At 51.2% G+C, this 23,327-nt stretch carries 21 protein-coding genes; 16 read left to right on the forward strand and 5 right to left on the reverse strand.

Annotated features, from left to right (window positions below; translation table 11 throughout):
- Nucleotides 1–86: 86 nt before the first annotated feature.
- The 7 genes from GNT65_RS06330 to GNT65_RS06360 all read left to right on the forward strand — a co-directional run bounded on the left by GNT65_RS06330 (nucleotide 87) and on the right by GNT65_RS06360 (nucleotide 8,372).
- Nucleotides 87–884: an ABC transporter ATP-binding protein gene (locus tag GNT65_RS06330; protein ID WP_011866408.1), complete on the forward strand. Its 798-nt coding sequence runs from the start codon at nucleotides 87–89 to the stop codon at nucleotides 882–884.
- Nucleotides 884–2,851 carry a long-chain fatty acid--CoA ligase gene (locus GNT65_RS06335; protein ID WP_160794466.1) on the forward strand — a complete coding sequence of 656 codons (1,968 nt, stop codon included), beginning with the start codon at nucleotides 884–886 and terminating at the stop codon, nucleotides 2,849–2,851. Before GNT65_RS06330 ends, GNT65_RS06335 begins: the two co-directional genes overlap by 1 nt.
- Nucleotides 2,848–3,741: a branched-chain amino acid ABC transporter permease gene (locus GNT65_RS06340; protein ID WP_160794468.1), complete on the forward strand. Its 894-nt coding sequence runs from the start codon at nucleotides 2,848–2,850 to the stop codon at nucleotides 3,739–3,741. Before GNT65_RS06335 ends, GNT65_RS06340 begins: the two co-directional genes overlap by 4 nt.
- 60 nt (nucleotides 3,742–3,801) lie before the next feature.
- The gene (locus GNT65_RS06345; RefSeq protein ID WP_160794470.1) at nucleotides 3,802–4,875 is read left to right on the forward strand and encodes a branched-chain amino acid ABC transporter permease; all 1,074 of its coding nucleotides are present in this window, start codon (nucleotides 3,802–3,804) and stop codon (nucleotides 4,873–4,875) included.
- A 139-nt stretch (nucleotides 4,876–5,014) separates the two neighbouring features.
- Nucleotides 5,015–6,259 carry an ABC transporter substrate-binding protein gene (locus GNT65_RS06350; protein WP_160794472.1) on the forward strand — a complete coding sequence of 415 codons (1,245 nt, stop codon included), beginning with the start codon at nucleotides 5,015–5,017 and terminating at the stop codon, nucleotides 6,257–6,259.
- A 59-nt stretch (nucleotides 6,260–6,318) separates the two neighbouring features.
- Nucleotides 6,319–7,137 (forward strand): ABC transporter ATP-binding protein, encoded by an 819-nt coding sequence (locus GNT65_RS06355; protein ID WP_041509300.1) that lies wholly within the window; start codon nucleotides 6,319–6,321, stop codon nucleotides 7,135–7,137.
- Nucleotides 7,138–7,145: 8 nt separating this feature from the next.
- On the forward strand, nucleotides 7,146–8,372 hold the full coding sequence (locus tag GNT65_RS06360; RefSeq protein ID WP_160794474.1) for a phenylacetate--CoA ligase family protein: 1,227 nt from the start codon (nucleotides 7,146–7,148) through the stop codon (nucleotides 8,370–8,372).
- A gap of 76 nt (nucleotides 8,373–8,448) precedes the next feature.
- On the opposite strand, the gene GNT65_RS06365 is transcribed toward GNT65_RS06360, so the two are convergent.
- Nucleotides 8,449–9,582 (reverse strand): multidrug effflux MFS transporter, encoded by a 1,134-nt coding sequence (locus tag GNT65_RS06365; RefSeq protein WP_420853504.1) that lies wholly within the window; start codon nucleotides 9,580–9,582, stop codon nucleotides 8,449–8,451.
- A gap of 97 nt (nucleotides 9,583–9,679) precedes the next feature.
- On the opposite strand from GNT65_RS06365, the gene GNT65_RS06370 reads away from it, so the two are divergent.
- Nucleotides 9,680–10,453, forward strand: a complete 774-nt coding sequence (locus GNT65_RS06370; RefSeq protein ID WP_160794478.1) for an AraC family transcriptional regulator — start codon at nucleotides 9,680–9,682, stop codon at nucleotides 10,451–10,453.
- Nucleotides 10,454–10,516: 63 nt separating this feature from the next.
- Here the strand turns inward: GNT65_RS06370 and GNT65_RS20755 are convergent, their stop codons facing one another.
- Both GNT65_RS20755 and pdxR read right to left on the reverse strand, forming a co-directional pair.
- Nucleotides 10,517–10,657 carry a PhoPQ-activated protein PqaA family protein gene (locus GNT65_RS20755; protein ID WP_420853502.1) on the reverse strand — a complete coding sequence of 47 codons (141 nt, stop codon included), beginning with the start codon at nucleotides 10,655–10,657 and terminating at the stop codon, nucleotides 10,517–10,519.
- A 147-nt stretch (nucleotides 10,658–10,804) separates the two neighbouring features.
- Entirely contained in the window at nucleotides 10,805–12,220 is a 1,416-nt protein-coding gene (pdxR, locus tag GNT65_RS06380; RefSeq protein WP_244952110.1) for a MocR-like pyridoxine biosynthesis transcription factor PdxR, read from the reverse strand.
- Nucleotides 12,221–12,281: 61 nt separating this feature from the next.
- On the opposite strand from pdxR, the gene GNT65_RS06385 reads away from it, so the two are divergent.
- From GNT65_RS06385 to GNT65_RS06410, 6 genes are all read left to right on the forward strand, one after another.
- Nucleotides 12,282–12,914: an FMN-dependent NADH-azoreductase gene (locus tag GNT65_RS06385; RefSeq protein WP_160794482.1), complete on the forward strand. Its 633-nt coding sequence runs from the start codon at nucleotides 12,282–12,284 to the stop codon at nucleotides 12,912–12,914.
- Between the two features lie 358 nt (nucleotides 12,915–13,272).
- A complete protein-coding gene (locus tag GNT65_RS06390) occupies nucleotides 13,273–13,725 on the forward strand; it encodes a carboxymuconolactone decarboxylase family protein (protein WP_160794484.1) in 453 nt (150 codons plus the stop codon).
- Nucleotides 13,726–14,137: 412 nt separating this feature from the next.
- A complete protein-coding gene (gene ampC, locus GNT65_RS06395) occupies nucleotides 14,138–15,304 on the forward strand; it encodes a class C beta-lactamase (RefSeq protein ID WP_160794486.1) in 1,167 nt (388 codons plus the stop codon).
- A 483-nt stretch (nucleotides 15,305–15,787) separates the two neighbouring features.
- The gene (locus GNT65_RS06400; protein ID WP_160794488.1) at nucleotides 15,788–16,429 is read left to right on the forward strand and encodes a CatB-related O-acetyltransferase; all 642 of its coding nucleotides are present in this window, start codon (nucleotides 15,788–15,790) and stop codon (nucleotides 16,427–16,429) included.
- 322 nt (nucleotides 16,430–16,751) lie between these two features.
- Entirely contained in the window at nucleotides 16,752–17,570 is an 819-nt protein-coding gene (locus GNT65_RS06405) for an RDD family protein (RefSeq protein WP_244952111.1), read from the forward strand.
- Nucleotides 17,571–17,597: 27 nt separating this feature from the next.
- Nucleotides 17,598–18,617 (forward strand): hypothetical protein, encoded by a 1,020-nt coding sequence (locus GNT65_RS06410; RefSeq protein ID WP_160794490.1) that lies wholly within the window; start codon nucleotides 17,598–17,600, stop codon nucleotides 18,615–18,617.
- A 110-nt stretch (nucleotides 18,618–18,727) separates the two neighbouring features.
- On the opposite strand, the gene GNT65_RS06415 is transcribed toward GNT65_RS06410, so the two are convergent.
- Nucleotides 18,728–20,437 (reverse strand): proline--tRNA ligase, encoded by a 1,710-nt coding sequence (locus GNT65_RS06415; RefSeq protein WP_160794492.1) that lies wholly within the window; start codon nucleotides 20,435–20,437, stop codon nucleotides 18,728–18,730.
- 248 nt (nucleotides 20,438–20,685) lie between these two features.
- Here GNT65_RS06415 and GNT65_RS06420 point away from each other — a divergent pair, with 248 nt between their 5' ends.
- Entirely contained in the window at nucleotides 20,686–20,991 is a 306-nt protein-coding gene (locus tag GNT65_RS06420) for a hypothetical protein (protein ID WP_160794494.1), read from the forward strand.
- 94 nt (nucleotides 20,992–21,085) lie between these two features.
- The gene (locus tag GNT65_RS06425) at nucleotides 21,086–21,358 is read left to right on the forward strand and encodes a hypothetical protein (protein WP_160794496.1); all 273 of its coding nucleotides are present in this window, start codon (nucleotides 21,086–21,088) and stop codon (nucleotides 21,356–21,358) included.
- Between the two features lie 95 nt (nucleotides 21,359–21,453).
- Here GNT65_RS06425 and GNT65_RS06430 read toward each other — a convergent pair whose 3' ends face one another.
- On the reverse strand, nucleotides 21,454–23,178 hold the full coding sequence (locus GNT65_RS06430) for an AMP-binding protein (protein ID WP_041509312.1): 1,725 nt from the start codon (nucleotides 23,176–23,178) through the stop codon (nucleotides 21,454–21,456).
- Nucleotides 23,179–23,327 lie beyond the last annotated feature (149 nt).

Below are 23,327 nucleotides of genomic sequence, written 5' to 3' on the forward strand. Positions count from 1 at the left end.
TTTACCCGTTTAACCCTCGTCTTGGCATTCGCCGGGGCGACTCATCGCCGAAACACCCAGGCAGAGCCGTTTAAAGGAGTAGGGTTGTGAAAGATACTATTTTAACTGTCGATCAGATCTCGCTCGCATTTGGTGGGGTAAAGGCCCTGACAGATGTGAGCTTCGAGGTTGAACGCGGCGCCGTGTTTTCGATTATCGGTCCCAACGGGGCGGGTAAGACCTCAATGCTCAACAGCATCTCGGGTCGCTACCGTCCACAGAAGGGAACCATTCACTTCGATAATCAGGATGTTACCCATCTCAGACCCAATGCCCGTGCCGATCTCGGTATAGGCCGTACCTTTCAAAACCTGGCCCTGTTTGGCCACATGTCGGTGCTGGACAACATCATGGTCGGCCGTCATCACCTGATGAAGAACAACTGGCTCACTGGCCCCCTGTACTGGGCCTCACCGGCGCAGAAAGAGGAGCTGGCCCATCGCCGTCAGGTGGAGGAGATCATCGACTTTCTCGACATCTCCCATGTGCGTAAATCCATCGCCGGCACCCTCTCCTACGGTCTGCGTAAGCGGGTCGAGCTGGCCCGGGCCATGGCGCTCAACCCTAAGCTGATTCTGCTCGACGAGCCGATGGCGGGGATGAACCTGGAGGAGAAGGAGGATATGGCCCGCTATATCCTGGATCTCAACGAGGAGTTCGGCATTACCGTGGTGATGATTGAACACGACATGGGGGTGGTGATGGATATCTCCCATGAGGTGATGGTGCTCGATTTCGGTAAGAAATTGATCTCTGGCCTGCCCGAAGCGGTGATGGCCGACGAGCACGTGAGACAGGCCTATCTCGGCCTTGAAGATGACGAGCAATTACAAGAGGTTGGCTAATGACTCAGGTAAATAATGCGTCGACGGCGCGGGCCTTCGACATGGGCTCACTCGACACCTTTCCCAAGATCCTGCGCCACAATGCGGCCAACTGGAGCCGTGAGGTGGCCATGCGCGAGAAGGAGTTCGGCATCTGGACCGAATTCAGCTGGCAAGATTATCACAACCGGGTGAAGTGGATGGCGCTGGCCTTCGATCGCTTGGGCATCAAAGCCGAGAGCACCATAGCCCTGCTTGGCGAGAATCGCCCCGAGTGGGTCTGGGGCGAGGTGGCCGCCCATGCGCTGGCCTGCTTCTCACTGGGGATATATCAAGATTCGCTTCACGAAGAGGTGGCCTACCTGCTTAATCGCAGCGAGGCCCAGGTGATCGTAGCCGAAGATGAGGAGCAGTGCGACAAGCTGCTGGAGCTGGGCGATAGCATCCCCTCGGTGAAATATATCGTCTACTGCGACCCGCGCGGCATGCGCAAGTATGACGACCCAAGGCTCATCAGCGTCGAGGAGATCTATCGAATCGGCCAGGAGGTGGATAACACCCAGCCGCGCCACTATGACAACCTGGTGGATGCGGGCAAGGCGGAGAACATCGCCATCTACTGCACCACCTCGGGCACCACCTCTAAGCCCAAAATCGTATTGCTACAGGGCAGCAAGTTTATCGACCATTGCTGCTCCTACCTGCGGGCCGATCCCCGCGCGCCGGGGGACAACTATGTTTCCGTGCTGCCGCTGCCCTGGATCATGGAGCAGGTTTATGCCGTGGGCCAGGCGCTTATCGCCCGTCAGATCGTTAACTTCGTCGAAGAGCAGGAAACCATGATGGCGGATCTGCGCGAGATAGGTCCAAGCTTCGTGCTGCTGGCACCTCGGGTGTGGGAAGGGATTCTCGCCGACGTCAAGGCGCGCATGATGGACTCGACGCCCTTCAAACAGAAGCTGTTCGATTTTGCCATGAAACGCGCCGAGCAGCGACTTGCCGATGGCCGACGCTCTAAGTTGGCCGATATCCTGTTGATGAAGGCGCTGCGCGACCGTTTAGGCTTCTCCTTCTTAAAATCGGCAGCCACAGGCGGAGCGGCCATGGGCCCGGATACCTTCAAGTTCTTCCAGGCGATCGGCGTGCCGCTGCGTCAGCTCTATGGTCAGACCGAGATGTGCGGCGCCTACACCATACACGAAGAGCATGACGTGGATTACGACACGGTAGGCGTGGCCTTCGATACCGCAGAGCTCAAGGTGATCAACACCGACAGCGAAGGGGTGGGTGAGGTGATCGCCAGAACCGTGGGCATGTTCAACGGCTACTTGGGGGATCAGGCGGCTTTCGATGAAGATGTCAAAGATGGCTGGATGCACACCGGCGACGCAGGTTACTTCAAGCCGTCGGGCCATCTGGTGGTGATCGACCGCATCAAGGACCTGGCCAAGACCAGCCAGGGGATTCAGTACTCGCCGCAATATATCGAGAATAAGCTTAAGTTCTCCTCCTTCATCGGTGAGGCGGTGATCTTAGGTAAGGACAAGCCCTACCTGTCGGCCATCCTCTGTATCCGTTTCAGCATCGTCTCCAAATGGGCCGAGCAGCAGGGACTGGCCTTTACCAACTACACCAACCTGTCGAGCCTGCCCGAGGTGTATGAGCAGCTACAGGCCGAGGTGGAGCGGGTGAATGAAACCCTGCCGGACGCGCAGAAGATCAACAAATTTGTGCTGCTCTACAAGGAGCTGGACGCCGATGACGGCGAGCTGACCCGTACCCGTAAGGTGAGACGTGGCGTCATCGCCGATAAGTATGGCGAGATCATCGAGGCCATCTATGGCGACCAGCCCCATGTGGATATCGATACCGTGATCACCTTCCAGGATGGCACCAAGTCGCGCATCCAAACCCAAGTCAAGGTGGCGACAGTGATCGCCCAGCGTCAGTCCATCGAGGGCGAGGCGAATCAAAGGAGAGCATCATGAATTTTGAACTCTTAATTCAACTTATCATCAACGGCCTGATCGTCGGCCTGCTGTATGGCGTGGTGGGCATGTGTTTCGTACTGGTGTACAAGTCGACCCAGATCGTTAACTTTGCCCAGGGGGAGTTTCTGCTGGTGGGGGCCTGGGTCTGCTGGGCGTTTCTCACCTATTTCCAGCTACCGTTTTTCATCGGTTTCCTGTTCACCCTCTGTTTCATGGCGGTGTTCGGTGTGCTGCTGCAGATGATAGTGCTGCGTCCCATGATAGGTGAGCCCATCATCTCGGTGATCATGGTGACTATTGGCTTGTCTATCTTCTTCCAGTCGCTGACCAAGTGGATATTCGGCGTCTCGCCCCAGAGTTACCCTAAGGTGTTCGATACCCAGTCTATCGCCATCTTCGGCCTCAACATCGAGCTGGCGTACCTGATGAGTACCATCATCGCCATCTTAATCATGGCCGCCTTCTTCCTCTTCTTTAAATACTCCAAGCATGGCCTGGCGATGCGCGCCACCGCGTTTGACCAGCAGGTAGCCCAGAGCCTGGGGATCTCGGTCAAGCAGGTATTTGCCATGAGCTGGGGCATCGCCGCGACCGTCTCGGCCACGGCCGGTGTGGTGATCGGCATGGTTAACGGCGTGTCGGATTCGCTCTCGACCATAGGCATCAAGGTGTTCCCCGCGGTGATCCTGGGGGGGCTGGACTCCATCGTCGGCGCCATCGTCGGCGGCGTGGTGATAGGCGTGCTTGAAAACGTCGCCGAGTTCTTCGATAGCCAGTGGCTGCATGTGGGCAACCTGTACAACATCGCTCCCTTCTATGTGCTGTTGGTGATCCTTTGGTTCAAGCCCTACGGCCTGTTCGGTACCCGCGACATCGAGCGTATCTAAGGAACACTGCCATGACACAACTAATAACGTTCGACCCTATTGCAGTTCAAGGAGTTTTCTATGTCTAGTTTAGCGATGCGCCCGTGCGGGGATTTTCGCACCAGCTATAAGGCTGACAATACGATTTTTGAAACCAAGACCATACGCCTGGTGACCTGTTTGGTGATCGCGCTGGCCTGCGCCGCGCCATTGGTACTCGATGGTTACTTTCTGACCCTGTTTATTCAGATCTCTTATCTCGGCATCGCCGCCCTGGGGCTGAATATCCTGGTGGGCTTCACCGGGCAGATCTCTTTGGGACACGGCGCCTTCTTCGGCTTCGGCGCCTTCGCCTCGGCCTGGCTCAACACCAGCTTTAACATCCCTGTGGTGTTTTGTATTCCGCTGGCGGGCTTTCTCACCATGGGCGTCGGCATGATGTTCGGTATGCCGGCGGCGCGAATCAAGGGACTCTACCTGGCCATCGCCACCCTTGCGGCGCAGTTCATCATTCAGGACTTCTTCGGCCGCGCCGAGTGGTTTACCGGCGGTGCGTCCGGGGCCATGGCGGCGCCCGTGAGCCTGTTCGGTTTCGACTTCGATACCGACATGAGCTTCTACTTCATCGCGCTGTTTGCCTTGGTATTCATGTACATCTGGGGCTGTAACCTGATGCGTAGTCGTGACGGCCGCGCCTTCGTGGCGGTGCGCGATCACTATCTATCGGCCGAGATCATGGGGGTTAAGCTCAACAAGTACCGTCTGCTGTCCTTTGGTATCTCCTCTTTCTACGCCGGGATAGGTGGCGCCCTCTATGGCCACTATCTGGGCTATGTATCGTCCGAGGGCTTCACCATCTTAATGTCGATTCAGTTCCTGGCCATGGTGATCATCGGCGGCCTGGGCTCTATCAAGGGCACCCTGATGGGCGTGGTCTTTATGGTACTGCTGCCCGAGGTGTTAGAGGGCATGGTGGGACTGATGAAGTATACCGACTACGGCAACCTGCCCATGGTCACCGACGGCCTGGCCTACATCAAGGAGATGGCTATCGGCCTGGTGATCATCCTGTTCCTCATCTTCGAGCCAGAGGGACTGGCCCATCGCTGGGGACAGATTAAGAACTACTGGAAGTGTTATCCCTTCGCCTACTAAGTAGAGGACAGATAAGGGCGAGGACAAATTAATTTGCTGTAAAACCGACACAGTTTGAATCGCAATGAGCGTTAAACCTGGCTGTAGCGCTGCCTTAACCGCATTCAATCTTTATGGATCATGTTGAAGGAAGAAAACGATGACTAAAAAAATACTGCTTAGCACCACGCTTGCTTGTTTAACCTTTACCGCCGGCGCTGCCCAGGCCGAAGACACGGTTTTTGTCGGCCACCTGGCCGACATGTCTGGCCCAACGGCCTTCGTGGGTAAGCCCTACGCCGATGGTGTGCGTGACGCCCTGGCCTATATCAATGCCCACGGCGGTATCGACGGCACTAAGCTGGAGTATGAGACCATAGACTACGCCTACAAGGTGCCCCAGGCGATCGCCTCCTATAAGAAGTGGCTATCGCGCAAGAACATGGTGGCCATGCAGGGCTGGGGAACGGCCGACACCGAGGCGCTGATCTCCTTCGCCGCCAAGGACAAGACACCTATCTTCTCCGCCTCCTATTCGGGCCATCTGACGGATCCTAAGGGCAAGAACCCTAAGACCACTAAGCCGGCACCTTATAACTTTTTCTACGGCGCATCCTATTCAGATGCCTGTCGCGGCCTGGTGCAGTGGGCAGCCGACGACTGGAAGGCCAAGGGCGGTAAGGGCAAGCCTAAGTTTACCCATATCGGCGCCAACCATCCTTTCCCGAACGCGCCTAAAGAGGCCTGTGCCGAGTACGCCACCGAGCTGGGCTTCGACGTGCAACCCTCTGTGGTGATCTCCATGAAGCCGGGCGACTTCAAGGCTCAGTGTTTGAGCCTCAAGAGCTCGGGCACCAACTATGGTTATATCGGCAATCTGGGAGGCTCGGTGCAGTCGCTGATCAAGTCTTGCGACACGGTTGGCACAGATATCCAGTTCATGTCTAACATCTGGGGCGGCGACAAGCTGGTGTTTAAGGCCGCCGGTGAGGGGGTGAGAAACTATATCTTCCCAACCATGACGCCGTTCTGGACCGACGATGTACCTGGCATGAAGCTGGTGCGTGAGATCTCTAAGATGTCTGACAGCACGGGCACAGAGGAGCGCCTGCACCACTATATTCGCGGCGTCTGCTCGACCTATTTCATGAAGGAGTCGATGGAGTGGGCCAAGGCCAATGGCGGTATCACGGGTGAGAACGTGAAGAAGGGCATGTACGCCCATAAAAACTGGGTACCAAAGGGGCTAGAGGGCGTCTGCCTGGCAGCGACCTGGACCCCAGAGGATCACCGCGGCATCAACCAGGTCAACATCTACAAGGGTAACTTTAACCATGGCGACATCAAGGTCGAGAAGGTGAATCAGGTGACCCTTGAGCGCCGTACCGACTGGTTAGGCTACTAATCTCTTACCATTTGCCGGGCAGGTCATTGCCCGGCTCGCTTCTTGACCTTGGAGTTGTTATGACACAAGCAGTGCAGTTAAAGCCCGAGACACCACTTCTCTCGATCAACAATATCGAAGTGGTCTATGACGATGTGATCCAGGTGCTACGCGGCGTGAGCATAGAGGTGCCCCAGGGGGAGATAGTTACCCTACTCGGGCCAAACGGCGCCGGTAAGTCCACCACCCTTAAGGCTATTTCAGGTTTGCTTAAGACGGAAAATGGCGAGGTATCCCGCGGTGACATTCATTTCATGGGCGAGCGTATCGACGTAAAGAATGCCGATGACGTGGTGCGCTCCGGCCTGTTTCAGGTGATGGAGGGACGCCGCATCGTCGAGGATATGACGGTGATCGAAAACCTGAAACTGGGGGCCTATACCCGCCGTGACGGCCAGGTGAACCAGGATATCGAGATGGTGTTCAACTACTTCCCGCGTCTCAAGGAGCGCACCGGACTGGCGGGTTATCTGTCGGGCGGTGAGCAACAGATGCTGGCCATCGGCCGTGCCCTGATGGCCAGACCTAAGATGATCTGCCTGGACGAACCCTCTATGGGTCTCTCGCCCCTGCTGGTCAAAGAGGTATTTGGCATCATAGAGAAGATCAACCGCGAGCAGGGAATTACTATGCTGCTGGTGGAGCAGAACGCCAACTATGCCCTCAAAGCCGCTAACTACGGCTACATCATGGAGTCGGGCAAGATAGTGCTCGACGGCACCAAGGCCCAGCTGCTCAACAACGAAGATGTGAAGGAGTTCTATCTGGGGGGCGGCAACGAGACCCGCAAGAGCTTCAAGAACTTAAAGTCCTATAAACGCCGTAAGCGTTGGCTGTAGGAGGCAATATGGCCGAGTATTTCAAACCCCAAGAGGCTATCGCCCCTGCCGAGCGCGAACAGCAACTGATGGCGGCGCTGCCCGAGCAGCTAGGCTATGCCAGCCGTCATTGCGATTACTTTGCCCATTTATTTGAGGGGGTAGATCTCACTCAGATTAATAGCCGCGAGGCGCTGGCAACCCTACCCATTACCCGTAAGGCCGATCTGATCCGCCTGCAGGCAGAGCAGCCGCCTTTTGCCGGCATGACGCCAGACAGGCCAAGTGGCCGCATCTTTCAGTCGCCAGGGCCTATTTTAGATCCCGAATGTGACGGCCATGACTGGTGGCGCATGGGCCAGGCCTTCTTCGCCGCCGGCTTCCGCCCCGGCGATATTGTGCAGAACTGCCTCGCCTACCACCTGACGCCCGGCGGCTTCATCATGGATTCGGGCGCCAAGGCCTGCGGCTGCACTGTGATCCCGGCGGGACCTGGGCAGACCGAGATGCAGCTGGCGCTGATAGGCTCAATCAAACCCAATGGCTACTGCGGCACTCCCTCGTTTCTCAACATACTGCTGGAGAAAGGCAGGGAGCAGGGGATGGACACCAGCTCGATCACTAAGGCGCTGGTGTCCGGCGAGGCGTTAACCCCATCCCTCAAGGCCAGCTTCGAGGCGGCGGATATCGACGTCAAGCAGGCTTATGTCACCGCAGATCTGGGGCTTATCGCCTTCGAGAGTGTCTCGGGCGAGGGCCTGGTGGTGGCCGAAGAGATTATCGTTGAAATCGTGCGTCCCGGTACCCTGACACCTGTGCCCGAGGGCGAGGTGGGTGAGGTGGTGGTGACCAGCTTTAACCGCGACTATCCCCTGGTGCGCTTTGCCACCGGCGATCTGTCGGCCATTATGCCGGGTGCTAGCCCCTGTGGGCGCAGCAACATGCGCATCAAGGGCTGGCTGGGACGCGCCGATCAGACCACTAAGGTGAAGGGGCTGTTTGTGCATCCAGAGCAGGTCGAGCGGGTGCGCGCCCGTCATCCCGGCATTGCTAAGGTGCGACTCGTCGTTACCCGTCAGCAGGAGAATGATGTGATGCGCCTGCTGTGCGAGGTGGATGAGACGACGCGGCCACAGCTGGATATCGCCGCCGTGCAGGCGTCGATCCGCGCCGAGACTCAGTTGTCAGGGGAGGTGGCGCTGGTGGCACCAGGAGCCTTGGCGGACGATGGGGTCGTGATTGAGGATCAAAGATAATGGTCTAGGCTTCGTCTAGCTTGACGTTGAGGAAAGCCTAGCAGCGATGCTAGGCTTTGTGTTTTGAACAATGAAATCAACGATTTTTTGTATGCAACGAAAAAGCACAAATTGTCGCGGCGACACCGCACAGCGTCAAGACTAACCCCAGCGACTGCATGGCTCCAGCCAGACCGAGCCCTATACTTAGCAACAAGTAATAAGCTAGGCCAAATAATGCGCCAGCGCTCCCCGCAACCTCTTTGTAATTGACTAAAGCTTGGCTCAAGATATTTGGTATTGCGATACCAAATGAGATCACAACGCCCATCATAGGTAACAAGAACCACAGTGATGATTGAGTCAGCCATACCGCTGTTCCACAAATGAGCGCTATACCAACGGCGAGTTTGGTCAGTGCCATGGGTGACCATCCCTTATTGAGAAGGTGCTTATTCATCATGCTACCAATAAATGTTGCCATAGCAAGCACTACACCGGAGTAGCCAAAGTCTTTTGCTGTCATACCAATATCTGAAAACAAAAATGGTGCGAGGCTGTAATACCCAAACAACATTGAGTTGAAAATAGCAACCAGTAAGGCGTTTAGCCAAAGTGTTGAGTCTTTTGACATTCTCTTTATCAAGGGCCACATCTGTATCTTAGAGGTTGTCATGGGCCTAGTTTCAGGTAACCCCCATACTGCTATGAGCAATAGAACCATTGCGAGTAGCATCAAACCACTGAAAACACCGACATAGCCATAGTATTCAGCAAGCAACCCACCGCTCAATAGGCCTATGACAGGGCTAATTGAGAGAGCAACCCCCATGACGGAGAATACTTTTGCTAATTCAGAGCCATCATAGCAATCACGCAGCATCGTCTGAGTAATGACCGAACCCACTGCGGCACCAAATGCAGAAATGACACGCGCCAACAACAATATTTCAAACTTGTTTGTGACTAAAGCGATTAGTGCACCAAGTCCATACGTCAGTAAGCCTGCAAGCATAGCTGGGCGTCTTCCGATTAAGTCACTTAGCCTTCCCCAAAACACCACTCCGATAGCAAATGCTAAAAAGTAGACGGAAAGTGTTTGAGATGCTTTAGCATCGCTAACATTAAACTGATGAGCGATATCAGTAAGAGCTGGACTGTAGATTGTCTCCACGATTTGTGGAAACATCATTAATACTACCGCTAGCCATAGAGGCGGAACTTTAGAAATCATAATAACCTCCATTAATTAAGTGGCGGCCATTGTAAAGTTTCGCTTAAAGCTCTGTTATAATAATTAAGACTAAATACATCAAAAATAGGACATTATGGCAATCATTCATCCGCAGCAAGATTTTAATCCTGATTTAATCGATGCCATGGTTGTTGGCGTGGCCTCAAAGCTCGCTGTGCATGACTCTGGCCCACATACGCATCGCTCTCACCAGCTGCTGTTTGCTCAAGCAGGGTGTATGAGCATTGAACTAGAGCAGCGGATATGTCTGCTTCCTCCTAGCCGCGCTGTTTGGATTCCTGCTGGGATGGTACACAGAGTGTTAATGACTGGTGTCGTTGAGTACCGTTCACTTTACTTCTCGTTGGACACTGTGCTACCTGACTTTGACAAGGTCCAGATAATGGACGTCAATCCTTTACTGAGAGAGCTGATTGAAAGGATGGCTCATTGGCAATGGGATATGCCCGTGGGTGACCAAAAAACGGTACTTGCTCTTTTTTTGGAAGAAATAAAGAGCGCACCACGCGAATATTGGCAGTTAAAAATGCCGAAACATCCGAGGTTACAAACTTGGTTATCAGACCTTAAACAAGATCATTTGTTACCTGAACAACTCAACACATTCTCTAAACAAATTGGAATGAGTACGAAGACGGTCAGCCGTATTTTCAAAGCTGAGACGGGCATGAGTTACCAAGCTTGGCGTCAGCAATGGCGGTTACTTAAAGCAATGAATTTATTAGCCGATGACTTACAAGTGAACCAAGTCGCTGATAAATTAGCCTTTTCAAGCGATAGCGCTTTTATCAGTTTTTTCAAAAAACACACAGGGCATACGCCACTCCATTATCAAAATAATGAGTAAGCAGGCGTGAGAGGTGGTTCCCCTGTTTGTAGGTAAATAGGCTGAATGTGAAGAAGTGGCGATTCACAGTGACATTAGCCATGCTACCCACCCTCGTTTGCTTGCTCCCGCGAATACGAAGTGTTCAGGTTTCGTAAAACATTGATTTCTTATTGCTTTCAGTACGGCGTTCATTGCTTGAGCAACCGATTGGTTAGATAGCAAAGGGAATAATTACATTATAGCTATCAAATAAGTTTTATATTTTTCGTGTGGAGGTTTAAGTATTTGCCTTTTGTTCCCCTTAGGAAGAGATACGTTATCAGCCTCGACTCAGTTGAATGTGTTCAAAGGTGAGCTATGATTGTTGGTTTATAGGAATTGACTTAGCCTGCCAATTAAACTGTGGCACTCTTCAGTTGTTCGAATATTGGTAAAACCGAGAATTAGGCTTGGGTGCGTTGGCTTTGAAGAGCACTGTGACAGCGCTTGAGCAAATAATCCGGCTTTCATCATCTGGCGAGAGAGCGCTAGATCATCACATTTAGGGTTATTTAACCTTGCTATCATATGCATTCCCCCCGGTTGTGGCTCAATAGATAGCTTGTGGCCTAGCATTTTGGTGAACAGTTCAGACGTTAATTCTCGCCGTTCGCGATATAGCTTCCTCATCCGTTGAATATGCCGAGGAAAGTGGCCTTCTTGCATGAAGGTAAGAATACAGTTTTGTGTAAAAGTGGAGACGTTTCCAGTGAATAACTCTGCACATTGTTCAAATTGAAAGACCTGACTTGGTGGAACCACTATGTATGCCACTCTCAAGCTTGGGAAGAGAACTTTACTGAAAGTACCCGAATAAATCACTCTGTCATGAGTATCTAAACTTTTTAAAGCGGGTAGGGGCTGCCCTGTATGGCGGTACTCTCCGTCATAATCATCCTCTATAATCCAGCTTTGATTGCTCACCGCCCAGTTTAATAGCATCTGTCGCCGTTGTAGTGAAAGTGATACACAGGTTGGGCTTTGATGTGCTGGTGTGACAATAAGTGCTTTCACTTTGCTGTTGTCTGGAAGAGCTAGCCCTTCATCGTCAACAGGAATCGGCTCAGGATGAAACCCACTGCTTGCCAGTACCTGACGAGTTAACGGGTAACCGGGGTCTTCAATGCCAATATGAGATTGTGTTTTGAGCAGTACGCTAGTGATCCAGCGAATTGAATTGACATACCCTGATGTAATAAAGACCTGCGCCGGGTGGCACTGGACACCTCGGTATAACTGCAGATATTGGCTTATTGCGACTCTTAAATCAGGGAGGCCGCAGGTTGGGGGATAGGCAAGGCTGCTTTTGTGTGTGTTCCTCGCACATCGCGCCGAAATTCTTGACCAAGTGTTGATAGGAAAGGCATCTAAAGCGGGAATGCCTAGGTGAAACGGTAAAATATCAGAGTGATTGATCTCTAAATTGAACTGAGAAGATGGAGTCGGTGAATTCCCTTTAGTTGGGGTCAATAGTTGATGACTGACGACAGTGCCAGCCTGCCCTTTCGCTTCGAGGTAACCTTCAGCTTTAAGTAACGCATATCCTTCTTCAACTGTCCCTCGTGAAACTCCCATTTCTTTCGCAAGTGCGCGAGCCGAAGGGACTTTCTCACCGGGTTTTAGTATCTGCTGCAAAATCGCGTCGAGAATACGCCGATACACACGCTTATATACAAATTGTTTTGGGGTTTTCATTGAGATATGGACCATAAAAAAAGATAACTTATGGCTCTTAAATTGAGCCATTTTCTCTTATAACATACTTAGTAAAGCAGCGGCAATCACCCTGTTTTTTCCGGAGAAATATATGAATATCCTGCTAGTTAACAGTAGCCCTAGAAAGCATCAAGCCTGTACGTATCAATTGGCGCAATTTATTATTCAGCAGATATCAGAGAAGATAGATGTTGAAGTGGTTGAAGTCGATGCAGCAACCTTGCCTCATCTTGATGCTGATTATGCCAAGGCACTGAGTACGCCTGACCTCATGTACGATGAGTCAAGTGGTAGTTTATCATTGTCGAATCAATTAATTGCCCAGCTGAATAAAGCTGATTTCATTATTATTGCTTCTCCAATGCATAACTTTTCTTTACCTTCCAGTCTTAAAAGCTGGGTGGACCACGTGGTGAGAGCAGGTCGGACCTTTGAGATTACAGCCACCGAAAAGCAAGGTTTATTAAGCAATAAACCTATTTATGTTCTTGTGTCTGCTGGTGGAAGGTTTTCTGGAAAAAATGCTTATCAGCCTGATTTCTTTACTCCGTACCTGACAGAAATTATGGCTACAGTAGGATTAAAAGATATTCAGTTCTTCACCATTGAAGGTACTGTTACAAATCGCGAAACCGTACAAGAACAAATTGACTTACTGCAAAAGCAATTAAAAAACCATTTAGAAAGTACTGAGATATCAAGGGAGATGCCTGTCGCGATTTAATGGTAATCAGTAGATGCGCTAGCCGGTATGGGCTAAGTGGGTTTCAGTGTAGCTGACTAAGATATTGATACTTCCTTGTAGTATCGCCGTATATCACTGAGTCATGATTTTTTTAGAGTCGTCTGATTGCTGTAAGTGAGACATATCGATAAATTAGCTATGCATTCTGGGTCTCTCTCTGTTGCCCCTTATGCGATTAACTAAGGTTAGTCTGTGCCTCATTCATTGTTTTTCTTCAAAGGTTGTTGATGGTTGGTTGTCATTTATTTACTAGATGTCATGTAGGGGGGGGGGCCAAAAATATGCACCTACACAATGGCAATGTGCTCAGTTTTGATTTTAGAGGAAATATAAGAATATGAAATCACGTATGAACTATTACACTACTGCTCCGGAAGCGATGAAAATTTTGATTGGACAAGAAGGGTATTTGCGAGAGCAGTTTAGAACATCTGAAACCCTTACGGTTCAGTTATGGGAGCTAATTAAGCTTAGAGTATCTCAAATGAATCAATGTGCGTACTGTGTGAATTTGCATAGTAAAGATGCGCTTGAGCAAGGAGAATGTGTGGAACGATTGATCGGCCTTAGTGCTTGGCGTGAAATGCCTTTTTACGATCAGGTCGAATCGATAGCGCTTGATATGGCTGAAGTTCTGACGCTAGGGCAATCATTGGAAGACGATAAATACAGCCAAGCAGTTGAAATGTTGGGTGACAAGGCTGTGGTTGATTTAGTTGTGGCCATCAACGCCATAAATAGTTGGAATCGGATAGCGAAAACGTTCAAACCGCAAATAACAACGAAATAAACAATAATGGCCGAATGAAATGAATAGACGCGGATTCATCCGCGTTTTTCACTTTTTTAGAACAAAATCTACATCTTGAACTGACAATATAGGTGGCTCGAGAAATAAGAGACAAACAACTCATATAGCGTTCGTCAGTACAGACAGAGTAAGTTCAAAGAAAGAAGGATTTTGTAAAATTAGGATTATTCCTATTTTTATATAGAGGAGAACCTAAGTTTAACAGACTTTGTTGAATAGATGACTCGTTATGTCGGCTAAGGATGTAAAGTAGCTAGGCATTCTTGCCCTTCTGGTAATGACTTAAAATATTTCCTCGAAATCATCCTTAGTTGTCTGCTCACTTTGTAGAGAATAGAGAATAGAGAATAGAGAATAGAGAATAGAGAATAGAGAATAGAGAATAGAAAAGATGATGAAGAAAAGAATAAAGCTGCACACCACTTTAGTCGCTGTTTTTTCGTTAAGCACTTTTACGGCATTTGCGAACTCTGAAGCGACCATTGATATAAAATTAAAAAATACGGTAGATAAAAATGCGGCAGAGCTGATGAAGGAATACGGAATTCCAGGCTTGGCTGTGGCAGTTACGGTAGATGGCGAACGCTACTATTACGATTATGGCGTTGCGGATAAAGAAACCAACAGTCCGGTAACCAATGAAACCATCTTTGAGTTGGGGTCGGTTAGTAAGACTTTTGCGGCAACTTTGGCTGGCTATGCTGAGGAAAAGGGGAAATTGAATATGGGGGATAAGGTTTCGGCTTACTTACCGGAACTGAATGGTAGTCCTCTAGGAGAGACTAAATTACTACACATCGCCACGTATACTGCGGGTGGGTTACCTCTTCAATTTCCTAGTGAAGTGACCGATCATGAGGGGATGATCAATTATTACAAATCTTGGCAGCCTGAGTTTGAAGCGGGTGCGCAGCGAAGGTATTCAAACCCTAGCATCGGTTTGTATGGTTACGTCGGAGCCCTGAGCATGAAGTCTGACTATGCCGAGATGATGGAAAAAGTCATTCTACCTAAACTTGGAATGAAAAATACGTTCGTGAATGTTCCTAGTGATTTAACGCACAAATATGCCTTTGGATATAATGCAAAGAATGCAGCGGTGCGAGTCAACCCAGGAGTGCTTGACGCTGAAGCTTATGGTATTAAATCGACTAGCGCGGATATGCTTCACTTTATCGAAGCGAATATCGGGAAAATATCTCTAAGTGATGATATCGAGAAGGCGATAGAAAGCACACATAAAGGGTATTTCGATGTTGGCCCATTCACCCAAGCCGTTGGTTGGGAGAGCTATGATTACCCGGTTTCACTTCAAAATCTACTAAAGGGGAACTCAAGAGAGATTATGTTCGCTCCTAATCCAGTCACTGAAAGTCAATCCAGTAAACTAGCTGACGCTGCTTGGGTCAACAAGACTGGCTCAACAGGCGGTTTCGGCGCGTATGTTGCGTATGTACCCTCTGAAAAAATCGGTGTGGTGATTCTAGCCAATAAAAACTATCCAATTAATGAAAGAGTGGAAACGGCTTACGACATTATTAATGCTATCACTCATTAGTGATAAAGCGCTCAATGTGAATAGCTGAGACTGTAAGATCTTTTGTGTAAGTGGCTGTTTGTCATAGTGATAGGCGGTCATGGTTCCACCTATTATGTACGAGGTGCATCTTAACACCTCTAATCAGGTGGCCAAATTCACTATGCTACTACATTTATTCAGGCGCTGAACTCGGGCGCTAAAGTTGAATCAGCAAATAGAAAACAATAGCCAGTGACTTCAGATGTTAACTGGGTCATTGCAAACTGCGCATTAAAGCGCATAGTATTGCGCTCAGCGTTATAGCAAAGAAGGAAAAGCCCTGCTCAAATCAGCGCCTAGGCGGTATTGGTGTCGGTGTTGTATAGCTTTTGTATGGTTTTTTCCTTCGTCGACCGAGGTATTTAATGCAGCCGACCCCTTTATTGAAGCAACCTAGAATTCACTGACGAGCGTGATGTTTTATCAATAATTTTTCGATTAAACATTAGCTTGAGGTCTAGTATGCAAGACAAACATTGGTCAAAATTTCAATTGTTACACCAAGTTGTAACTAACCCGAATATTAAGGTAAAGGGCGAGCACAGCTACTACAGCGACTGTTGGGACAATGGTTTCGAGGAGTCGGTGGTCAGGTACCTACACGGCGACAAGATCAGCCGTGACTGGGAGCCCAGGTGGGAGATAGATAAACTTCATATCGGCGATTATGTCTGTATCGGTGCCGAAGTGGTGATTTTGATGGGCGGAAACCATACCCATAGGGCCGATTGGTTCTGCCTGTATCCCTTCATGGATTACATAGAAGAGGCCTATATTGGCAAGGGCGATACGCATATTGGTGACGGTGCCTGGTTGGGCATGAGAGCCATGATCATGCCGGGTGTCTCGATAGGTGAGGGGGCGGTCATCGCCGCCAACAGTGTCGTTACTAAGGATGTCGAGCCTTACGCTGTCGTGGGGGGCTCACCCGCCAAGTTAGTGAAGTATCGTTTTGAACCCGCCATTATTAAAGAGTTGTTGCAACTGAACATTTATGACTGGCCCGAGGAAAAATTTTCCGCCCTAAAACGATATCTATGTGCCTCTGACATACAGCGGCTTAAAGACGCTGCCTTAGCCTACGATGCCAAGAATCAGGCTTAGCTAAGCCTTGAGTTCCTCCCAACGTCTGACATTTCCCGCAGGCGTTGGGAAATTCTGTTTGTCGTCTGTTTTCGACTTAATCAGTTTTCTACCTAAATATAAGTCAGCCAAATCTTGCCCGTCCTATCTAGTTAATACCAATCGTAATAAACAATTGATCATTCTAGCTTGTTAAAACGCTCGATAACTGTATTAGTATTTTTAATTGTAGAATAACTACTTATCTAAAAATCCTGCTTTGTTCTCAAGCGTTTTTCCTGCGCTATTTCTGATCACATGTTTACTGTGATTGGTATAACTCGCCCGTTGGGATTCTCAACGAATGGTTAAAGCATTGTTCTGTTTGAGTGAAAGGGTTATGCTTTCGCCCGCACTAAGTGCAGCTTTCGGCTTTACAAAACAGCATCATAGATATGGATTGAGTGAGATATTAATGGACTATACAGCGGACTATGTTTCTGACTATGCTTCTGACTTTACCCCGGATTTTTCAACATATTCCCTAGAAGAGTTATTAGAGGCCAAGCGGTACATTGACCGCGAGGCTTATCCTGAGCGGTATGCCATGATTGTCGCCTTGTTAAACGACCCTGCTCGCTTCCCAAAGCGGGAGGTCGACGATGGGCAAGTGACAGAACACAATAAATACGCAACCTTTTGGCCGCGCTTCTGGGCGGCAATCTTAGATGGCTTACTCTTCGGCTTGATATTGATTGTTGAACGTCTGATCTTCGATATCCAACTCAATTATGACGATAAGTTGGTGCAGGCGTTAAATGGCGTTCTATTTGGCGTTTATTCCCTTTTGATGCATGGTTATTTTGGTCAGACAGTTGGCAAGATGATCATGGAGGTCAAGGTGGTCGATCACCTGAGCGAAACCGACATCGACCTATGGCAGGCATTTAGAAGAGAGTCGGTCAATTTAGCGCTGAGCATCTTAGGAGCCCTGTTAGTAGCCGCCTATCTGATGGTGATGGCGTCGGCCGGCAAGGTCAGCCTGGGCCTGTCATTCGTGGTGATTGGTTTTACCTTTATCTCACTGAGCTGGGATCTGTCAGAGTTTGTCACCATGTTGTTTAACGATAAGCGGCGCGCGGTGCACGATTTTATCGGTAAAACTGTTGTGGTGCGTATTTAGATGGGGCGGCTAAGAAGTCTTTAGTCTATGAGTATTCCCCTCGAATCTGCGCCGCGCGCCGGCGATAGCCTGATGCTAAACGGTCGACCGGTTTATTTTCTTGCGCCGCTGCCCGTGATGTCACTCCCAGATGACCCCTTGCTCCCCCCTGAGCTGATTCTGCAACACGATGAGGTGACACTGGATCTCGGCCAGGGTAAGGCCGACAGAGATCTTGCCTTTCAGACGCGCTTCGTCATTTTTATCTTGTATCTCTTCGGCGCGATTTTTATCGCGGCGGGCATGCAAGAGGGTGAGTTGGACAGCTTGGCGTTCATGCTAACCCTGGCACTATTATCGATTGTAATGCTGGCGGCCCTGTTGGGGTTTGGCTGGCAAGTGATTCGCCGACGACGGCGGCCAACGATACGTTTTAATCGTCAGCGGCGCGAGCTCTGCTATCGAGATGCTGTCAGTGGCGCGCCGCGTTTCGTGCCCTGGGAGTCTGTGGTGGCCTATGTTCATGGCGGCACGGCACTGGGTGCCACGGCCATTGGCCGACCGATAAAGATGGAAGATCACAGCCTGCGCCTGGCGGAGTATCAGGCGCACGACGGGTTGCTGCATAATTTCTATCAGGGGGAGGGCTACATGGTAGTGAACTTTTCTCTGGAAAATTGGGAGGCGATCCGCCGCTTCATGGAGGAGCCAAAGGAGAATTGGCTAAGGGTAGACCCCTTACCCGATAGCCAGGGCTTTCGCCGCAGACGTCGTGAGCTATGGCAGCGCTTCAAGTCCAATCCCAATAAGCGCTGGCTGCATATTAATCTGCGCGATTACAGCGAGTCCTGGTTGACTATGGGCGGCTATTATCTGTTTCATCTGCTGACTTGGTGGCAGCTACCTTACTCAGTTTCAGCCTGGTATTTGCGCCTCGCCGTGCTAAGCCCCTGGCCTGATGCGGTAGCAGAGTGGTCTCAACCTCTGCCTAAGTCGCAATGGGCCCAGCCCAGCAAGCAGTATCTCGAGGCTCGCGCCGCATTTTTAATGACGCAGCAGGCGGTATAATTGGTCAGATAGCACATACCACATACCACATACCACATATAAGCCCTTAGAAGGGCAATAAAAAAGCCCGGCATATGCCGGGCGTTTTATATTCGAGTTCTGTAAGCGTATTACTTGGCGGACTTGATGAAGTCGACCATCTGCTCGAATGGGATCTCTTGTTTCTCACCGGTGCGACGGTTCTTGTATTCGAATACACCGTTGTCTATGTTGCGCTCGCCAATCACGATGACGTGTGGCAGACCAATCAGCTCCATGTCGGCAAACATCACGCCTGGACGCTCTTTACGATCATCGAACAGGACTTCGATGCCGGCATCGTTAAGATCGCTGTATAGCTTCTCGGCCATATCTTTAATGCGATGTGACTTGTGCATGTTCATCGGCAGGATGCCTACCTTGAACGGGGCGATGGCGTCTGGCCAGATGATGCCGCGATCGTCGTGGTTCTGCTCGATGGCGGCGGCCACGATACGGCTCACACCGACACCGTAACAACCCATCAGCAGGGTCTGTGCCTTACCGTTCTCGTCCAGTACGCTAGCGCCCATGGCCTTTGAGTAGTTGGTGCCGAGCTGGAAGATGTGACCCACTTCGATACCGCGTAGCAGGCCGATAGTGCCCTTGCCACATGGGCTAGGCTCACCTTCGATGACGTTACGCAGATCGGCAACCTCTGCCTGTGGCAGGTCGCGCTCCCAGTTGATGCCGACATAGTGCTTACCGTCTTGGTTGGCACCGGCGGCGAAGTCGCTCATGACGTTGACGCTGTGATCCACATAGACAGGGATGGTCATGCCCACAGGGCCGAGTGAGCCTGGGCCTGCACCTAAGGCGGCGCGGATCTCGGCTTCACCGGCCATCTCAAATGGTGCCGCCACAGCGTCGAGCTTCTCGACTTTGACTTCGTTCAGTTCATGGTCGCCACGGACGATGACGGCCACCAGAGGTGCCTCTTCGCTGGCGCCCTTAACGATAATGGTCTTGACCGTCTTCTCGATAGCGATACCGTGCTGCTCAACCAACTCTTCGATGGTCTTGGCGTTTGGTGTGTCGATAACGCTCATTTCCATGGTGGCGGCGCCACGAGGCTCGGTAGGCATTGGCGCCTCGGCCTTCTCGATGTTGGCGGCGTAGTCACTTTCGGTCGAGTAGGCGATCAGGTCTTCACCGCTGTTGGCCAGCACGTGGAACTCGTGTGACATGCTGCCACCGATAGAACCTGTGTCGGCCAATACCGGGCGGAAAGCCAGGCCCATACGGCCTAAGATGTTGCTGTAGGCTGTGTACATGGCCTGATAGGTATCATCCATGGTCTGCTGATCCAGATGGAAAGAGTAGGCATCTTTCATCAGGAACTCGCGTGAACGCATCACGCCGAAACGGGGACGTACCTCGTCGCGGAACTTGGTCTGGATCTGATACAGGTTCAGCGGCAGCTGCTTGTAAGAGCTGACCTCTTTACGAATGATGTCGGTGATCACCTCTTCGTGGGTTGGGCCCAGTACGAAGTCGCGGTTATGTCTGTCTTGGAAACGCAGTAGCTCGGGGCCAAATTTCTCCCAACGGCCGGTTTCAACCCAAAGGTCCGCCGGTTGCACCATGGGCATCAAGATCTCAACAGCACCTGCATTGTTCATCTCTTCGCGAACGATCGCTTCGACTTTGCGCAGCACACGTAAGCCTGACGGCAACCAGCTGTATAGGCCAGAAGCGTTACGGCGTATCATGCCGGCGCGCAGCATTAATTGATGACTGACCACCTCAGCGTTTGCTGGGGTCTCTTTTTGTGTTGAAAGCAGGTACTTGCTAACTCGCATTCCCAATATCCAGTTGTGTGATGAAATAGGTCGACATTTTAGCACCCTGACGTTTGATGTCACCTAGTTTGTTGGCCTGGCGCCGTGGCAGATTTTTTTCGGCCAACTAGTGATCAATATGGATAAATTGCGTAAAGTATTGGGCTTTTCGAGGCTGGCTATCGGCAAGATCTATCGGCAAAACTAAGTTAGCTAAGTAGGTCGATGAAACGTGAGATAAAAGGCCAGATAACAAGGTAGAGAAAAACATGGAAGTGATCGCGCAAATTTATCCCGACCGTATCGTGGTGAGCCATGGCTCGCAGCAGCAAACGTTTTCACCCCAAGCACCTTTTACCACCCGGCGCCTGCTGGTGGGTAATTTTTCCCCTGCCGAGCAGTGCCTGAAAGCGGGATTAAAGCAGCAGGGTTGCTTCGGGCTGTTTAAGCGGCCAACACTCGTCATCCAACCTATGGCCATGTGTGAGGGCGGCCTGTCTGAGATCGAGGAGCGCTGCCTGATGGAGCTTGGCCTGAGCGCCGGTGCCCGTGATGTCAGGATACAGCTAGCGTGAGCCTGGCTCTCGGCCAATGGGCGCCGGGATATGCATGCTCTGGTCTTATGTCATTAAGGACAGTTATTTTAAAGGCAGTTATTTAAGGATAGCTATGAAAGCAAAATTTATTATCGTCATCGGACTGACTCTAGGCGCCTTGGTTGTGGTGCCTAAGCTAGAGACCACCTATCAGAAAGCGACCCTGAGCAACGACAAGGGGGAGACGGTGCAGTGCGAGGTGAATTGGACCGGGCTTGGCTTTGGCGACAGGCTGTCAGACGGCAAGTATCAACAGTGTATCGACGACTATATCGACCAGGGCTATGTGATCAGCCGCAACGAGAAGCGGGTTGAGAAGGTGGGTGCCCAGCTGCTGAGTCTCTGATATCAGCCTTTTAAATTGATGCTAGGCACCAGATGCCGGGCAAAAAAATGCCAGCCTATTTAGGGAATTGGCTGGCGAAGGGCTAGCTGGGATCGCTAGTTGCAGTTAATTGCCTCATACAGCTCCTGATACATCATCTCGCGCATCTTGAATTTCTGTATCTTACCCGTCACAGTCATCGGATACTGCTCGACGAACTTGATGTATCTCGGGACCTTAAAGTAGGCAAATTTCTCGGTGAGGAAGTGACGTATCTCCTCCTCGGTCACGCTGGCGCCCGGTTGCACCTTGATCCAGGCGCATACCTCTTCACCATATTTCTCGCTCTTCACGCCGAAGATGGCCGCATCCTGTACGTCGGGGTGGGTGTAGAGCTTCTCTTCGATCTCTCTCGGATAGATGTTCTCGCCGCCGCGGATGATCATATCCTTGATGCGACCGACGATTTTCACATAGCCTTCGCTGTCCATCTCACCCAGATCGCCTGAGTGTAACCAGCCTTCGCCATCTATGGTGGCGGCGGTCTTCTCGGCGTCGTTCCAGTAGAATTGCATCACGCAGTAGCCGCGGCTGCACACCTCTCCGGGTTGACCCACCGGCAGCACCTCGCCGAACTCATCGACGATCTTCACCTGGGTGTGGGCCAGGGCGCGGCCGACCGTGGTGACGCGCTTTTCCAGTGACGAGCCAATCTCGGTCATGTTGTTGATGGGGCTGCACTCCGTCTGGCCATAGCCTATCAGCACCTCTTTCATGTACATGAGATCTTGCACCCTGCGCATTACCTCTTCGGGGCAGGTGGCCCCTGCCATCACGCCGGTGCGCAGCGAGCTGAGATCGAAGCGTTTAAATTCGGGGTGCTCCAGCTGGGCGATAAACATGGTCGGCACCCCATGTAAGGCGGTGCAGCGCTCGGCCTGTACCACCTCAAGTGTGGTGAGTGGATCGAAGGAGTCGCCTGGGTAGATAGCCGAGGCGCCCACCGAGATACAAGAGAGGTTACCCAATACCATGCCGAAACAGTGGTACAGGGGCACGGGAATACAGAGTCTGTCTTCCAGTCCAAGGCGCATCGCCTTGGCAACCAATAGGCCGTTGTTCAAGATGTTGTGGTGGCTCAGGGTCGCGCCCTTGGGGCTGCCTGTAGTACCCGAGGTAAATTGGATATTGATGGCATCGAAGGGGGAGAGCTGGGCGGCGGTGTCTTTGAGCGCCTTGCGGTCGCTCTCGGTGAGCGGACGCTTGATATGGTCGAAGTTGAGCATGCCGGGCGAGGCTTCATCGCCCATGCGGATCACAAACTCCAGGCTCGGCAGGTTGGCCGATTGCAGTTGTCCCGGCAGGCAGTGCCCGAGTTCGGGGGCCAGCTCGTTGAGCATGGAGAGGTAGTGGCTGGACTTAAATTTCTCGGCGCAGATGATGGCTCGGCAGCCCACGTTGTTGAGGGCGTATTGCAGCTCCTCCGGGCGATAGGCCGGGTTGATGCACACCATGATGGCGCCTATCTTGGCGGTGGCAAACTGGGTCAGACACCACTCGATATTGTTGGGTGACCAGATGCCGACACGGTCCCCTGGCTTGATGCCTATGGCCAGCAAGCCGGCGGCCAGTTCGTCGATATGGGACTGATATTCCTGATAGCTCCAGCGGATCCCTTGATGATGCATGACGATGGCCAGCTGGTCGGGATGGGTGGCCGCCATCTGATCCAGATAATCGCCTATGGTCTGTTCGATCAGTGGTGTGCTGGTGTCGCCGTTAAATTGGCTCAGTTGAAGGGGAAGTTGGTTCTCAGTAGCAAATGTCGTTACAGCAGACATAGAGCCTCCGTGCATAGAGTGTGTCGTTAGCGGTCTGAAGACACACTACTCAAAGTGTGAGGTTTCTCACAAGCAAAGAATGGCGTTTATAGACTAAAGAACTAAGTTGGCCGCGGGGGATAGTTAGAAAGGTGAAGATGGGATTTTAT

This window comes from Shewanella insulae (assembly GCF_009831655.1).
Taxonomy (GTDB): domain Bacteria; phylum Pseudomonadota; class Gammaproteobacteria; order Enterobacterales; family Shewanellaceae; genus Shewanella; species Shewanella insulae.

Coding starts and splice junctions, on each gene's coding strand:
- GNT65_RS06410 (WP_160794490.1), top strand. CDS start 17,598: ATGAGTATTCCCCTCGAATCTGCGCCGCGCGCCGGCGATAGCCTGATG.
- GNT65_RS06390 (WP_160794484.1), top strand. CDS start 13,273: ATGAAATCACGTATGAACTATTACACTACTGCTCCGGAAGCGATGAAA.
- GNT65_RS06405 (WP_244952111.1), top strand. CDS start 16,752: ATGGTTAAAGCATTGTTCTGTTTGAGTGAAAGGGTTATGCTTTCGCCC.
- GNT65_RS06355 (WP_041509300.1), top strand. CDS start 6,319: ATGACACAAGCAGTGCAGTTAAAGCCCGAGACACCACTTCTCTCGATC.
- GNT65_RS06430 (WP_041509312.1), bottom strand. CDS start 23,178: ATGTCTGCTGTAACGACATTTGCTACTGAGAACCAACTTCCCCTTCAA.
- GNT65_RS06415 (WP_160794492.1), bottom strand. CDS start 20,437: ATGCGAGTTAGCAAGTACCTGCTTTCAACACAAAAAGAGACCCCAGCA.
- ampC (WP_160794486.1), top strand. CDS start 14,138: ATGATGAAGAAAAGAATAAAGCTGCACACCACTTTAGTCGCTGTTTTT.
- GNT65_RS06400 (WP_160794488.1), top strand. CDS start 15,788: ATGCAAGACAAACATTGGTCAAAATTTCAATTGTTACACCAAGTTGTA.
- GNT65_RS06385 (WP_160794482.1), top strand. CDS start 12,282: ATGAATATCCTGCTAGTTAACAGTAGCCCTAGAAAGCATCAAGCCTGT.
- GNT65_RS06370 (WP_160794478.1), top strand. CDS start 9,680: ATGGCAATCATTCATCCGCAGCAAGATTTTAATCCTGATTTAATCGAT.
- GNT65_RS06335 (WP_160794466.1), top strand. CDS start 884: ATGACTCAGGTAAATAATGCGTCGACGGCGCGGGCCTTCGACATGGGC.
- GNT65_RS06420 (WP_160794494.1), top strand. CDS start 20,686: ATGGAAGTGATCGCGCAAATTTATCCCGACCGTATCGTGGTGAGCCAT.
- GNT65_RS06425 (WP_160794496.1), top strand. CDS start 21,086: ATGAAAGCAAAATTTATTATCGTCATCGGACTGACTCTAGGCGCCTTG.
- GNT65_RS06340 (WP_160794468.1), top strand. CDS start 2,848: ATGAATTTTGAACTCTTAATTCAACTTATCATCAACGGCCTGATCGTC.
- GNT65_RS06350 (WP_160794472.1), top strand. CDS start 5,015: ATGACTAAAAAAATACTGCTTAGCACCACGCTTGCTTGTTTAACCTTT.
- GNT65_RS06360 (WP_160794474.1), top strand. CDS start 7,146: ATGGCCGAGTATTTCAAACCCCAAGAGGCTATCGCCCCTGCCGAGCGC.
- GNT65_RS06345 (WP_160794470.1), top strand. CDS start 3,802: ATGTCTAGTTTAGCGATGCGCCCGTGCGGGGATTTTCGCACCAGCTAT.
- pdxR (WP_244952110.1), bottom strand. CDS start 12,220: ATGGCTCAATTTAAGAGCCATAAGTTATCTTTTTTTATGGTCCATATC.